The organism is Cryobacterium sp. TMT2-17-1 (genome assembly GCF_004402765.1).
In the GTDB taxonomy this organism is placed as follows: Bacteria; Actinomycetota; Actinomycetes; order Actinomycetales; family Microbacteriaceae; genus Cryobacterium; species Cryobacterium sandaracinum.
In genome coordinates this window covers 23764-35644 of the sequence record NZ_SOGC01000036.1, presented here as the reverse complement: position 1 = coordinate 35644, position 11881 = coordinate 23764, and the positions used below count along the sequence as shown (strand labels likewise).

Genomic DNA, 11881 nt, shown 5'->3' with positions numbered 1-11881 from the left:
ATGCTAACCATCAATGAGCTGTCACCGTGCAGCACAAACAAGGAGTAATTAGTGCCCACCATTCAGCAGTTGGTACGAAAGGGCCGCAGCCCCAAGGTCACCAAGACCAAGGCGCCCGCCCTGAAGTCCAACCCCCAGCAGCGCGGCGTGTGCACCCGTGTTTACACGACCACGCCGAAGAAGCCGAACTCGGCCCTCCGCAAGGTCGCCCGCGTCAAGCTGTCGAACGGTACCGAGGTCACCGCCTACATTCCCGGCGAGGGTCACAACCTGCAGGAGCACTCGATGGTGCTCGTCCGCGGTGGTCGTGTGAAGGACCTCCCCGGTGTTCGATACAAGATCGTTCGCGGCGCACTGGACACCCAGGCCGTCAAGAACCGCAAGCAGGCTCGTAGCCGCTACGGCGCCAAGATGGAGAAGAAGTAATGCCTCGTAAAGGCCCAGCGCCCAAGCGTCCCGTTATCGCTGACCCGGTATACGGCGCCCCCATCGTTTCCCAGCTCGTCAACAAGATCCTCCTCGACGGCAAAAAGGGCCTCGCCGAGCGCATCGTTTACGATGCACTCGAAGGCGTCGTTGCCAAGAACGGTGCGGATGCCGTCGTCACCTTGAAGAAGGCACTCGACAACGTGCGCCCGACCCTTGAGGTGCGTTCGCGCCGCGTCGGTGGTTCCACCTACCAGGTGCCGGTCGAAGTCAAGCCGCACCGCGCCAACACCCTGGCTCTGCGCTGGTTGACCAGCTACGCCAAGGCTCGTCGCGAGAAGACGATGACCGAGCGTCTCACCAACGAAATCCTCGACGCGTCCAACGGCCTCGGCGCCGCTGTGAAGCGCCGCGAGGACACGCACAAGATGGCCGAGGCGAACAAGGCCTTCGCTCACTACCGCTGGTAGTCGCGTTCCGGAATCCGGGCTTGTCGAGAGCAGATCTCGATGGGCCCGGCGACCGGATGCCCTGTTTCGCCCCAAGATCCACAAGCAAACTTCCGGAGGACCCCCGTGGCACTTGACGTGCTCACCGACCTGAGTAAGGTCCGCAACATCGGCATCATGGCTCACATTGATGCTGGCAAGACCACCGTCACTGAGCGCATCCTGTACTACACGGGTGTCAATCACAAGATCGGCGAGACGCACGACGGCGCCTCGACCATGGACTGGATGGCGCAGGAGCAGGAACGTGGCATCACCATCACGTCTGCCGCGACTACCTGTTTCTGGGCCTCAAACCAGATCAACATCATCGACACCCCCGGCCACGTCGACTTCACCGTTGAGGTGGAGCGTTCGCTCCGCGTCCTCGACGGCGCCGTCGCAGTGTTCGACGGCAAGGAGGGCGTTGAGCCCCAGTCGGAGACCGTCTGGCGTCAGGCCGACAAGTACGACGTGCCCCGCATTTGCTTCGTCAACAAGATGGACAAGCTCGGCGCCGACTTCTTCTACACGGTCGACACCATTGTCAAGCGCCTCGGCGCGAAGCCGCTCGTCATCCAGCTGCCCATCGGCGCCGAGAACACCTTCGAGGGTGTTGTCGACCTCGTCGAAATGCGTGCACTGACTTGGCGCGGCGACTCCAAGGGTGACGTCGAGATGGGCTCCAAGTACGCCATCGAAGAGATCCCGGCCGACCTTGCCGAGCAGGCCGCGGAATACCGCAAGCTGCTCCTTGAAACCGTCGCCGAGACCGACGACGACCTCATGGAGAAGTACTTCTCCGGCGAAGAGCTCACCGTCTCCGAGATCAAGCACGCGATTCGGGGGCTCACGGTCTCCAGCGAGATCTATCCGGTCCTCTGCGGTTCCGCGTTCAAGAACCGCGGCGTTCAGCCGATGCTTGACGCAGTCGTCGACTACCTCCCCACCCCGCTCGACGTGCCGGCCATCGAGGCCCACGACGCGCGCGACGAGGAAAAGGTCATCATGCGTCACCCCGACGCGACGGAGCCGTTCACGGCCCTCGCGTTCAAGGTCGCCGTTCACCCGTTCTTCGGTCGTCTGACCTACGTTCGCGTGTACTCCGGTCACCTTGACTCCGGCGCCCAGGTCGTCAACTCGACCAAGGGCAAGAAGGAGCGCATCGGCAAGATCTTCCAGATGCACGCCAACAAGGAGAACCCGGTGGCCTTCGTGACCGCCGGTCACATCTACGCGGTCATCGGCCTCAAGGACACCACCACAGGTGACACCCTGTGCGACCCGAACGCGCAGGTCGTGCTCGAGTCGATGACGTTCCCTGACCCGGTCATCGAGGTTGCGATCGAGCCGAAGACGAAGCAGGACCAGGAAAAACTGGGTCTTGCGATCCAGAAATTGGCCGAAGAAGACCCGACCTTCCGCACCGAGCAGAACCAGGAAACTGGTCAGACGGTCATCAAGGGGATGGGTGAACTTCACCTGGACATCCTGGTCGACCGGATGCGACGTGAATTCAACGTCGAAGCCAACGTCGGCAAGCCTCAGGTCGCCTACCGCGAGACCATCCGCAGGGCGGTCGATCGTCACGACTACACGCACAAGAAGCAGACCGGTGGATCCGGGCAGTTCGCGAAGATTCAGATCGCGATCGAGCCGCTCGAGATCACTGCCGAGAAGAGCTACGAGTTCGTCAACAAGGTCACGGGTGGCCGCATCCCCCGGGAGTACATCCCCTCGGTGGACGCAGGAATCCAGGATGCGCTGCACGTTGGCGTCCTGGCCGGCTACCCGATGGTGGGCGTCAAGGCAAGCCTGCTTGACGGCGCCGCGCACGACGTCGACTCCTCGGAGATGGCGTTCAAGATTGCCGGTTCGATGGGCTTCAAGGAAGCCGTTCGTAAGGCTGACCCTGTTCTGCTCGAGCCGCTGATGGCCGTCGAGGTTCGTACGCCCGAGGAGTACATGGGCGACGTCATCGGCGACCTCAACTCGCGTCGTGGACAGATCCAGACCATGGAGGACGCTCAGGGCGTGAAGGTAATTCGCGCCAACGTGCCGCTGTCGGAGATGTTCGGATATATCGGTGACCTGAGGTCGAAGACCTCGGGCCGCGCGGTGTACTCGATGACCTTCGAGAGTTACGCGGAGGTCCCCCGGGCCGTGGCCGAAGAGATCATCCAGAAGAACAAGGGCGAATAGCCTGAGGCTTCCGGTCTCTCCGGGCCTTCGGGCCCAAATCGCTTCGGCCTCCCGGCCCGAGTAGCATAAGTACACAAATCCAGCAGTTTCACCGGCCGCAAACCAGCGGTCGATGGAGCCATGAGTCCTGAGGAGGACCCACAGTGGCCAAGGCCAAGTTCGAGCGGACCAAGCCGCACGTAAACATCGGAACGATCGGTCACGTTGACCACGGAAAGACCACGCTGACTGCAGCGATCTCCAAGGTCCTTGCCGACACGTATCCGTCCAAGACGAACGTTCAGCGCGACTTTGCGTCGATCGACTCTGCTCCGGAAGAACGCCAGCGCGGTATCACGATCAACATCTCGCACGTTGAGTACGAGACCGAAAAGCGTCACTATGCGCACGTAGACGCACCGGGCCACGCTGACTACATCAAGAACATGATCACCGGTGCTGCTCAGATGGACGGGGCGATCCTTGTGGTTGCCGCTACTGATGGCCCGATGGCTCAGACCCGTGAGCACGTCCTGCTCGCGAAGCAGGTCGGCGTGCCGTCCCTGCTCGTGGCACTGAACAAGTCCGACATGGTTGACGACGAAGAGATCCTCGAGCTCGTTGAGCTCGAGGTTCGCGAACTCCTCTCCGCCCAGGGCTTCGACGGCGACAATGCTCCCGTCGTGCGCGTTTCCGCACTCAAGGCGCTTGAAGGCGACGAGAAGTGGGTCGGCAACATCCTTGAGCTCATGAAGGCTGTCGACGACTACTTCCCGGAGCCCGTCCGCGACAAGGACAAGCCCTTCCTGATGCCGATCGAGGACGTCTTCACGATCACCGGTCGTGGAACCGTCGTCACCGGCCGCGCCGAGCGTGGAACCCTCAAGATCAACTCCGAGGTCGAGGTTGTCGGCATCCGCCCGACCATCAAGACCACGGTCACGGGTATCGAGATGTTCCACAAGCAGCTCGACGAGGCATGGGCCGGCGAGAACTGTGGCCTTCTTCTTCGTGGCACCAAGCGCGAAGACGTCGAGCGCGGCCAGGTTGTCGTCAAGCCGGGTTCGGTCACTCCGCACACCGACTTCGAGGGCACCGCGTACATCCTGTCCAAGGATGAGGGTGGGCGTCACAACCCGTTCTACGCGAACTACCGCCCGCAGTTCTACTTCCGCACCACGGACGTCACCGGCGTCATCACGCTGCCTGAGGGCACCGAGATGGTCATGCCCGGCGACACCACCGACATGAACGTCGCGCTGATCCAGCCGATCGCCATGGAAGAGGGCCTCGGCTTCGCCATTCGCGAAGGTGGCCGCACCGTCGGCGCCGGAACGGTGACCAAGATCGTCAAGTAGTTCCCTTCAGAAAATGGGGTCGGTCCTTCGGGGCCGGCCCTTTTTTCGTGCCCGACTTGCGGGGCCAGTTGATCCCGAATCGCCCAGGAACTAGCCTTGACATGAACCTCAACAGCCCCAGATCGGAGCACCCCGTGAATTTCAACGACATCAGCCGCAAAGCGCAGGAGTTCCTCAAAACAGAGAAGGGCGAGAAGATCGCCGACAAGATCCTCGACGGGGGCGCCGCCGCCGCGAACAAGGTCACCGGCAACAAGCACGCCGACAAGATCAAGGATGCCCGAGTGGCGGCGGACAAACACCTCGGTCGCGGGGACGGTCCGACCGACCGCGACGCTCGAGGCACTGGCCCCGACGGCAGGTAACCGCTGGTCGAGCTCACTTCGGTGACCGAGCGCACCGTGGCGCGGGTCGTGCGCCGCTTCGCGCGTGGCATGCCACCTGCGAACGGGTCCGCGGCTGTCCTGTGGGGACTCCCCACTCTCGCCGGCTGGCCGCCCGAGGTCCACTCCCTCACCGAACGCACCCGCGGCGGACGCTCGACGCCGGGTATCCGCAAGCATGCATTGGGACTCGACACGCGGGATATCGCCGTGGTGAACGGACTCCTGGTCACCAGCGTCGAACGCACGGTCGTCGACCTCGCCGCCACTCTGGATCTGAAGTCCGCGGTCGCCATGGCCGACCGCTCCATTGCGGTGGATCGCAGGGGGCGCATTCTGCCTCTGACCACCAGAGCCAGGCTGCTTGAGACCTGGGAAGGGTTGCTTCCCTTCCGCGGGTCCGTGCGGGCGCGGGCCGTGATCGACTTCTCTTCGACGCTGTCCGGTTCCCCCAACGTGTCCGGAAGCCGCGTCAACGTGGCGCTGAACGGATTTCCGGAGCCGGTGCTGCAGCATCCGTTCGTCGTCGAAGGCAAGACCGTCTTCACGGACTTCTACTGGATCGACGAGAACTCGGTGGGGGAGGCCGACGGCAAGGGCAAATACTTCGACCCCGTGATGCGAGGCGGCCGCACCACCGCCGAGGTGTTCTACGACGAGAAACGCCGTGACGATGGCGTGCGGCACCAGGTGCACGCGTTCACCCGGTGGGACTTCCCGGTCGGGATGAGTCAGAGTCGGCTGCGCACTCGGCTGCTGCAGTTGGGGCTGCCGTTCGGGCGCCCGCGACTCCAGTTTCGGTGAGGTGCCGGTGGTGCGCGGGTGTTGCGCCGCTGCGCTGGTGGCGTGCCCCGCGCGGAGGGGCGCAGCACTCGCGCGAGGCGTGAATGGCGGCGGCGACGCGCCCGGGGCGAGAGCCGGCCGAGCCGCGGAACGACGCGGATGTGGCGACACGCCGCCCGCGACACGCCCGGGTTGCACAATGACCCAACCCTGTGGCAGACTCTTCTAGTTCAACACTTTCGACTGCCGCGCTGCACGCGGTGTCGGGATCACTGCCAGGCAGTGCATAGCTTGTGCCGTTCGCCGTAAAAGGCGCCAGGTGCACAGTTAGGCCGCGGGTAGCAGAACATAGCTCAAACCAACAGCCGGGACAGCTGGGTAAATCCATGCCTTCCCCCACGCGCGAGTGTGGAGAAGCGGGTTGGCTCGGCATGACCGCTCCGCGGCCCTGCCGAAATTGACAGATGAACAGTGGTGCGACAGCAGCAGTGCTACTACGGCGTCCAATGCAGCCCCTCGGGATGTACGAAGCCTTGACAAGAAAGCGAGTTCGACATGGCGGGACAGAAAATCCGCATTCGACTTAAGTCGTATGACCACGAGGTCATCGACATCTCGGCGCGCAAGATCGTCGACACAGTGACCCGCGCGGGTGCGACTGTCGTCGGCCCCGTGCCGCTTCCGACCGAGAAGAACGTGGTGTGTGTCATCCGTTCCCCTCACAAGTACAAGGACAGCCGGGAGCACTTTGAAATGCGCACCCACAAGCGTCTGATCGACATCATTGACCCGACCCCGAAGGCTGTCGACTCGCTCATGCGTCTCGACCTGCCGGCCGACGTCAACATCGAGATCAAGCTCTAGGGCCCGCGATGTCTTACTCAGATACCAAGACCACCAAGGGTCTCCTCGGCAAGAAGCTCGGCATGACGCAGGTGTGGGATGAGAACAACAAGCTCGTTCCCGTCACCGTCATCGAAATCTCGCCCAACGTTGTCACCCAGATCCGCAGCAAGGACATCGACGGTTACGCCGGCGTCCAGATCGCTGCCGGGGCCATCGATCCGCGCAAGGTCAACAAGCCTTCCGCCGGACACTTCGAAAAGGCAGGCGTCACGCCTCGCCGCCACCTCACCGAGCTCCGCACTGCGGATGCCGCTGACTACACCCTGGGTCAGGAGCTCACCGTTGACGGTGTGTTCGCTGCCGGTACCAAGGTCGACGTCATGGGCACCAGCAAGGGCAAGGGTTTCGCCGGTGTTATGAAGCGTCACAACTTCAAGGGTGTTTCCTCCTCTCACGGTTCGCACCGCAACCACCGCAAGCCCGGTTCCATCGGTGCTTCCTCGACCCCGAGCCGTGTCTTCAAGGGCATGCGCATGGCCGGTCGTATGGGTGGCGAGCGCGTCACCGTGCTGAACCTCAAGGTTCACGCCGTGGATGCCGAGAAGGGCCTCCTGCTGGTCAAGGGTGCCGTTCCCGGCGCCAAGGGCCGCCTCGTATTCGTCCGCAATGCAGTGAAGGGAGCCTAGTCGTATGACTACCTCACTCGATCTCATCGACGCCAAGGGTAAGAAGGCCGGCTCCGTCGAGTTGCCCGCCGAAATCTTTGACGTTCAGACCAACGTCCCGTTGATCCACCAGGTCGTCGTCGCGCAGCTCGCTGCCGCACGTCAGGGAACTCACAAGACCAAGCGTCGTGGCGAGGTTTCCGGTTCCGGCCGCAAGCCGTTCAAGCAGAAGGGAACCGGTCGCGCTCGTCAGGGCTCGATCCGCGCCCCTCAGATGACCGGTGGTGGAATCGTCCACGGACCGACCCCGCGTAACTACGAACAGCGCACCCCCAAGAAGATGATCGCGGCAGCACTGCGTGGATCCCTTTCCGACCGCGCCCGTGGCGACCGCCTGCACGTCGTGACCGCACTCTTCAGCGCCGAGACGCCCAGCACCAAGGGCGCCATCGAGCTGCTCAGCCAGATCGCCAGCAGCAAGCATGTGCTGGTCGTCCTGGAGCGCACCGACGAACTGACGCTGCGCAGCATCCGCAACCTGCCGACGGTGCACGTTCTGCCGTGGGACCAGCTGAATGCCTATGACGTTCTCGTCAGCGACGACATCGTCTTCACCAAGGGCGCGTTCGACGCGTTCGTGGCGAGCAAGACCAAGAAGGAAGAGGTGTCCGCATAATGGCTACCCCGATCAACAAGGATCCCCGCGACGTCATCATCGCTCCGGTCGTCTCTGAGAAGAGCTATGGCCTGATCGACGAAGGCAAGTACACCTTCATCGTGGACCCGCGCTCGAACAAGACCGAAATCAAGCTCGCGATCGAAAAGATCTTCAAGGTGGAGGTCGCTTCGATCAACACCATGAACCGCATCGGCAAGACGCGTCGCACGAAGTTCGGTCAGGGCAAGCGCAAGGACACCAAGCGTGCCATCGTCACGCTCAAGTCCGGTTCCATTGACATCTTCACGGCCGTCGGCTAAGCGGCGCGGACTAGAGGAATAAGAAATGGCTATTCGTAAGTTCAAGCCCACGACTCCCGGTCGTCGCGGTTCATCTGTTGCAGACTTCGCAGAGATCACCCGCTCCACGCCGGAGAAGTCCCTGCTTCGCCCCCTGTCCAAGACCGGTGGCCGTAACAACCAGGGTCGCATCACCACCCGTCACATCGGTGGTGGACACAAGCGCCAGTACCGTCTGATCGACTTCCGTCGTAACGACAAGGACGGCGTCAACGCCAAGGTTGCTCACATCGAGTACGACCCCAACCGCACGGCGCGCATCGCGCTCCTGCACTTCATGGACGGCTCCAAGCGCTACATCATCGCCCCGAACAAGCTGAACCAGGGCGACATCGTAGAGTCGGGCGCCGGCGCTGACATCAAGCCCGGCAACAACCTGCCGCTGAAGAACATCCCGACCGGTACCATCATCCACGCGGTCGAACTGCGTCCGGGCGGTGGCGCCAAGATGGCCCGCTCCGCCGGATCATCCGTTCGCCTCGTTGCGAAGGATGGCATCTACGCCCAGCTGCGCCTGCCGTCCGGAGAAATCCGCAACGTCGACGCCCGCTGCCGCGCCACGATCGGCGAGGTCGGCAACGCCGAGCAGTCGAACATCAACTGGGGTAAGGCCGGCCGGATGCGCTGGAAAGGCGTTCGCCCGACCGTTCGTGGTGTCGCCATGAACCCGGTTGACCACCCGCACGGTGGTGGTGAGGGTAAGACGTCCGGTGGACGTCACCCCGTCAGCCCTTGGGGCCAGAAAGAAGGGCGTACCCGCCACCCGAACAAGGAAAGCGACAAGCTCATCGTTCGTCGCCGTACCGTCGGCAAGAAGCGTAAGTAGGAGTAGACGATGCCACGCAGTCTCAAGAAAGGCCCGTTCGTTGACGACCACCTGCTTCGCAAGGTTGTCAAGGCGAACGAAGCCAGCAGCAAGAACGTAATCAAGACCTGGTCGCGCCGTTCGATGATCATCCCCGGCATGCTCGGGCACACCATCGCCGTGCACGACGGACGCAAGCACATCCCGGTGTTCGTCACCGAGAGCATGGTCGGGCATAAGCTCGGCGAGTTTGCGCCCACCCGCACCTTCCGTGGACACGTGAAGGACGACAAGAAGGGCCGTCGCCGCTAACGCGGGGACGTGAAGGAGGATAAGAAATGGTGGAGTCGATCGCACGCGTGCGTCACATCCGCGTTACCCCCCAGAAGGCTCGTCGCGTTGTCAACCTGATCCGCGGCAAGCAGGCCTTCGAGGCCCTGGGAATTCTGAAGTTTGCGCCGCAGGGCGCGAGCGACCCGGTGTACAAGCTGGTTGCCTCGGCAATCGCCAACGCGCGAGTCAAGGCTGATGCAGCCAACACCTTCCTCGACGAGCAGGACCTGTTCGTCAGCCAGGCGTTCGTTGACGAGGGTACGACCCTCAAGCGTTTCCAGGCCCGTGCACAGGGTCGCGCATTCCAGATCAAGAAGCGCACGAGCCACATCACGGTTGTGCTCGCCACTCCTGAGGAGGGTACGAAGTAATGGGTCAGAAAGTAAACCCCTATGGCTTCCGTCTGGGAATCACGACCGACCACGTGTCGCGTTGGTTCTCTGACAGCACGAAGCCGGGCCAGCGTTACAGCGACTTCGTCGCTGAAGACGTCAAGATCCGCCGCCTGTTGAGCACCAGTCTCGACCGCGCCGGCGTGTCCCGCATCGAGATCGAGCGCACTCGTGACCGCGTTCGCGTCGACATCCACACCGCCCGTCCGGGCATTGTGATCGGTCGCCGCGGCGCGGAGGCTGAGCGCATTCGCTCCGACCTCGAGAAGCTCACCGCCAAGCAGATCCAGCTGAACATCCTCGAGGTGAAGAACCCCGAGGTCGACGCTCAGCTGGTCGCTCAGGGCATCGCCGAGCAGCTCTCCGCTCGCGTGGCATTCCGCCGCGCGATGCGTAAGGGCCTGCAGGGTGCCCAGCGCGCCGGTGCCAAGGGTGTTCGCATCCAGGTCTCCGGTCGCCTGGGTGGCGCCGAAATGAGCCGTTCGGAGTTCTACCGCGAAGGCCGTGTGCCCCTGCACACTCTGCGCGCGAACATCGACTACGGGTTCTACGAAGCCAAGACCACCTTCGGCCGCATCGGCGTGAAGGTTTGGATCTACAAGGGCGACATCACCAACAAGGAACTCGCTCGCGAGCAGGCCAACGCTAAGTCGACCCGCCCCGAGCGTCGTGACGACCGACCGCGTCGTGCGCCCCGCGCAGAGGCAGCGGCACCGGTTGCAGCAGGAGTTGAGGCATAACCATGTTGATTCCACGCAGAGTCAAGCACCGCAAGCAGCACCACCCGGGCCGTACCGGCCACGCAACCGGTGGTACCGAGCTGTCGTTCGGTGAGTACGGCATCCAGGCCCTCACGCCCGCCTATGTGACCAACCGTCAGATCGAGTCCGCTCGTATCGCGATCACCCGTCACATGAAGCGCGGCGGCAAGGTCTGGATCAACATCTACCCGGACCGCCCGCTCACCAAGAAGCCGGCCGAAACCCGCATGGGTTCCGGTAAGGGTTCCGTCGAGTGGTGGGTTGCCAACGTCAAGCCCGGTCGCGTGCTTTTCGAACTCAGCGGTGTCACTGACATCGTCGCAAAGGAAGCGCTGACCCGCGCTATCCATAAACTGCCCTTGAAGGCACGCATCATCAAGCGCGAGGAGGGCGACGCATAATGGCGATCGGATCCAAGGAGCTCGCCTCAGTCGAGCTCGACACTTTTGAAAACGAGCGGTTGTTCGATGAGCTGAAGAAAGCGAAGGAAGAACTCTTCAACCTTCGCTTCCAGTCGGCCACCGGCCAGCTCGAGAGCCACGGCCGCCTCCGCGCGGTCAAGCGCGACATCGCTCGCATCTACACGGTTCTCCGTGAGCGCGAGTTGGGCATTCGTCCGACTCCCGCACCAGTCGAGGCTCCGGCCAAGGCTGAGAAGAAGACCAAGAAGGCCAAGCCTGCAGTGGAGTCCGTTGACGACTCCGCTGCGGCCGACGCCGCCCAGACGAAGGAGGCCTAGTCATGGCGAAGACTGACGAAAAGGTCGTCGCTGCCGAGGCTGAGGCTCTCGTTCGCGGCTACCGCAAGACGCTGCGTGGTTACGTGACCAGCGACAAGATGGACAAGACCATCGTTGTCGAGGTCGAAGACCGCGTGAAGCACCCCCTGTACGGCAAGGTCATCCGCCGTACGTCCAAGCTGAAGGCTCACGACGAGGCGAACATCGCCGGCGTCGGCGACCTGGTCCTGATCAGTGAGACCCGTCCGCTCAGCGCTTCCAAGCGCTGGCGCCTGGTCGAGATCCTCGAGAAGGCCAAGTAAGCCTCGCGCTTACTTGATAGAAGGGTATAAAAAGTGCTTCAGCAAGAATCACGACTCAAGGTTGCCGACAACACGGGTGCCAAGGAGCTGTTGACCATTCGCGTGCTCGGCGGCTCCGGCCGTCGCTACGCAGGCCTCGGCGACACCATCGTCGCCACGGTCAAGGACGCGATCCCGGGCGGCAACGTCAAGAAGGGCGACGTCGTCAAGGCCGTCGTCGTTCGCGTCAAAAAGCAGACCCGTCGTTCAGACGGTTCGTACATCAAGTTCGATGAGAACGCCGCAGTGATTTTGAAGAACGAAGGTGACCCCCGCGGCACCCGAATCTTCGGACCGGTCGGTCGCGAGCTTCGCGACAAGAAGTTCATGAAGATCATCTCGCTGGCACCGGAGGTTATCTAA

Annotated in this window: 18 protein-coding genes; all 18 read left to right on the top strand. The window is 62.7% G+C overall.

Translation table 11 applies throughout. The features are described from left to right. Window positions 1–51 precede the first annotated feature (51 nt). The 18 genes from rpsL to rplN all read left to right on the top strand — a co-directional run bounded on the left by rpsL (window position 52) and on the right by rplN (window position 11881). The gene (gene rpsL, locus E3O47_RS09405; protein WP_055811472.1) at window positions 52–426 is read left to right on the top strand and encodes a 30S ribosomal protein S12; all 375 of its coding nucleotides are present in this window, start codon (window positions 52–54) and stop codon (window positions 424–426) included. Continuing rightward, window positions 426–896: a 30S ribosomal protein S7 gene (rpsG, locus tag E3O47_RS09400; RefSeq protein ID WP_066597688.1), complete on the top strand. Its 471-nt coding sequence runs from the start codon at window positions 426–428 to the stop codon at window positions 894–896. The genes rpsL and rpsG overlap by 1 nt, the downstream gene beginning before the upstream one ends. 105 nt (window positions 897–1001) lie before the next feature. Next, entirely contained in the window at window positions 1002–3116 is a 2115-nt protein-coding gene (gene fusA, locus E3O47_RS09395; RefSeq protein WP_134420287.1) for an elongation factor G, read from the top strand. Between the two features lie 143 nt (window positions 3117–3259). Next, a complete protein-coding gene (gene tuf, locus E3O47_RS09390) occupies window positions 3260–4453 on the top strand; it encodes an elongation factor Tu (protein ID WP_104100973.1) in 1194 nt (397 codons plus the stop codon). 134 nt (window positions 4454–4587) lie between these two features. Beyond that, window positions 4588–4818 carry an Rv0909 family putative TA system antitoxin gene (locus E3O47_RS09385; protein WP_241986149.1) on the top strand — a complete coding sequence of 77 codons (231 nt, stop codon included), beginning with the start codon at window positions 4588–4590 and terminating at the stop codon, window positions 4816–4818. 21 nt (window positions 4819–4839) lie between these two features. After that, window positions 4840–5640, top strand: coding sequence for a hypothetical protein (locus E3O47_RS09380; protein WP_134420283.1), 801 nt, complete (start codon window positions 4840–4842; stop codon window positions 5638–5640). Window positions 5641–6174: 534 nt separating this feature from the next. After that, complete coding sequence (rpsJ, locus tag E3O47_RS09375) at window positions 6175–6483, top strand: 30S ribosomal protein S10 (protein WP_035834607.1); 309 nt, start codon at window positions 6175–6177, stop codon at window positions 6481–6483. A gap of 8 nt (window positions 6484–6491) precedes the next feature. Further along, on the top strand, window positions 6492–7151 hold the full coding sequence (gene rplC / locus E3O47_RS09370; RefSeq protein ID WP_104100970.1) for a 50S ribosomal protein L3: 660 nt from the start codon (window positions 6492–6494) through the stop codon (window positions 7149–7151). Between the two features lie 4 nt (window positions 7152–7155). Continuing rightward, a complete protein-coding gene (gene rplD, locus E3O47_RS09365; RefSeq protein ID WP_104100969.1) occupies window positions 7156–7806 on the top strand; it encodes a 50S ribosomal protein L4 in 651 nt (216 codons plus the stop codon). Beyond that, window positions 7806–8108, top strand: coding sequence for a 50S ribosomal protein L23 (gene rplW, locus E3O47_RS09360; RefSeq protein ID WP_104100968.1), 303 nt, complete (start codon window positions 7806–7808; stop codon window positions 8106–8108). The genes rplD and rplW overlap by 1 nt, the downstream gene beginning before the upstream one ends. Window positions 8109–8133: 25 nt before the next feature. After that, entirely contained in the window at window positions 8134–8973 is an 840-nt protein-coding gene (gene rplB / locus E3O47_RS09355) for a 50S ribosomal protein L2 (RefSeq protein WP_104100967.1), read from the top strand. Window positions 8974–8982: 9 nt separating this feature from the next. After that, window positions 8983–9264 (top strand): 30S ribosomal protein S19, encoded by a 282-nt coding sequence (gene rpsS / locus E3O47_RS09350; RefSeq protein WP_104100966.1) that lies wholly within the window; start codon window positions 8983–8985, stop codon window positions 9262–9264. Between the two features lie 26 nt (window positions 9265–9290). After that, a complete protein-coding gene (gene rplV / locus E3O47_RS09345; RefSeq protein WP_104100965.1) occupies window positions 9291–9656 on the top strand; it encodes a 50S ribosomal protein L22 in 366 nt (121 codons plus the stop codon). After that, window positions 9656–10417, top strand: a complete 762-nt coding sequence (rpsC, locus tag E3O47_RS09340; RefSeq protein WP_104100964.1) for a 30S ribosomal protein S3 — start codon at window positions 9656–9658, stop codon at window positions 10415–10417. The genes rplV and rpsC overlap by 1 nt, the downstream gene beginning before the upstream one ends. A 2-nt stretch (window positions 10418–10419) precedes the next feature. Further along, a complete protein-coding gene (gene rplP / locus E3O47_RS09335) occupies window positions 10420–10839 on the top strand; it encodes a 50S ribosomal protein L16 (RefSeq protein WP_104100963.1) in 420 nt (139 codons plus the stop codon). Then, complete coding sequence (gene rpmC / locus E3O47_RS16800; RefSeq protein WP_134342141.1) at window positions 10839–11177, top strand: 50S ribosomal protein L29; 339 nt, start codon at window positions 10839–10841, stop codon at window positions 11175–11177. Before rplP ends, rpmC begins: the two co-directional genes overlap by 1 nt. A 2-nt stretch (window positions 11178–11179) precedes the next feature. After that, entirely contained in the window at window positions 11180–11479 is a 300-nt protein-coding gene (gene rpsQ / locus E3O47_RS09325) for a 30S ribosomal protein S17 (RefSeq protein ID WP_104100961.1), read from the top strand. A gap of 33 nt (window positions 11480–11512) precedes the next feature. Then, on the top strand, window positions 11513–11881 hold the full coding sequence (gene rplN / locus E3O47_RS09320) for a 50S ribosomal protein L14 (protein WP_104100960.1): 369 nt from the start codon (window positions 11513–11515) through the stop codon (window positions 11879–11881).

Excerpts from the sequence above, each read along its gene's own strand:
- rpsG (WP_066597688.1), top strand. The coding sequence starts at position 426 with ATGCCTCGTAAAGGCCCAGCGCCCAAGCGTCCCGTTATCGCTGACCCG.
- rpsJ (WP_035834607.1), top strand. The coding sequence starts at position 6,175 with ATGGCGGGACAGAAAATCCGCATTCGACTTAAGTCGTATGACCACGAG.
- rplC (WP_104100970.1), top strand. The coding sequence starts at position 6,492 with ATGTCTTACTCAGATACCAAGACCACCAAGGGTCTCCTCGGCAAGAAG.
- rplD (WP_104100969.1), top strand. The coding sequence starts at position 7,156 with ATGACTACCTCACTCGATCTCATCGACGCCAAGGGTAAGAAGGCCGGC.
- rplW (WP_104100968.1), top strand. The coding sequence starts at position 7,806 with ATGGCTACCCCGATCAACAAGGATCCCCGCGACGTCATCATCGCTCCG.
- rplB (WP_104100967.1), top strand. The coding sequence starts at position 8,134 with ATGGCTATTCGTAAGTTCAAGCCCACGACTCCCGGTCGTCGCGGTTCA.
- rpsS (WP_104100966.1), top strand. The coding sequence starts at position 8,983 with ATGCCACGCAGTCTCAAGAAAGGCCCGTTCGTTGACGACCACCTGCTT.
- rplV (WP_104100965.1), top strand. The coding sequence starts at position 9,291 with ATGGTGGAGTCGATCGCACGCGTGCGTCACATCCGCGTTACCCCCCAG.
- rpsC (WP_104100964.1), top strand. The coding sequence starts at position 9,656 with ATGGGTCAGAAAGTAAACCCCTATGGCTTCCGTCTGGGAATCACGACC.
- rplP (WP_104100963.1), top strand. The coding sequence starts at position 10,420 with ATGTTGATTCCACGCAGAGTCAAGCACCGCAAGCAGCACCACCCGGGC.
- rpmC (WP_134342141.1), top strand. The coding sequence starts at position 10,839 with ATGGCGATCGGATCCAAGGAGCTCGCCTCAGTCGAGCTCGACACTTTT.
- rpsQ (WP_104100961.1), top strand. The coding sequence starts at position 11,180 with ATGGCGAAGACTGACGAAAAGGTCGTCGCTGCCGAGGCTGAGGCTCTC.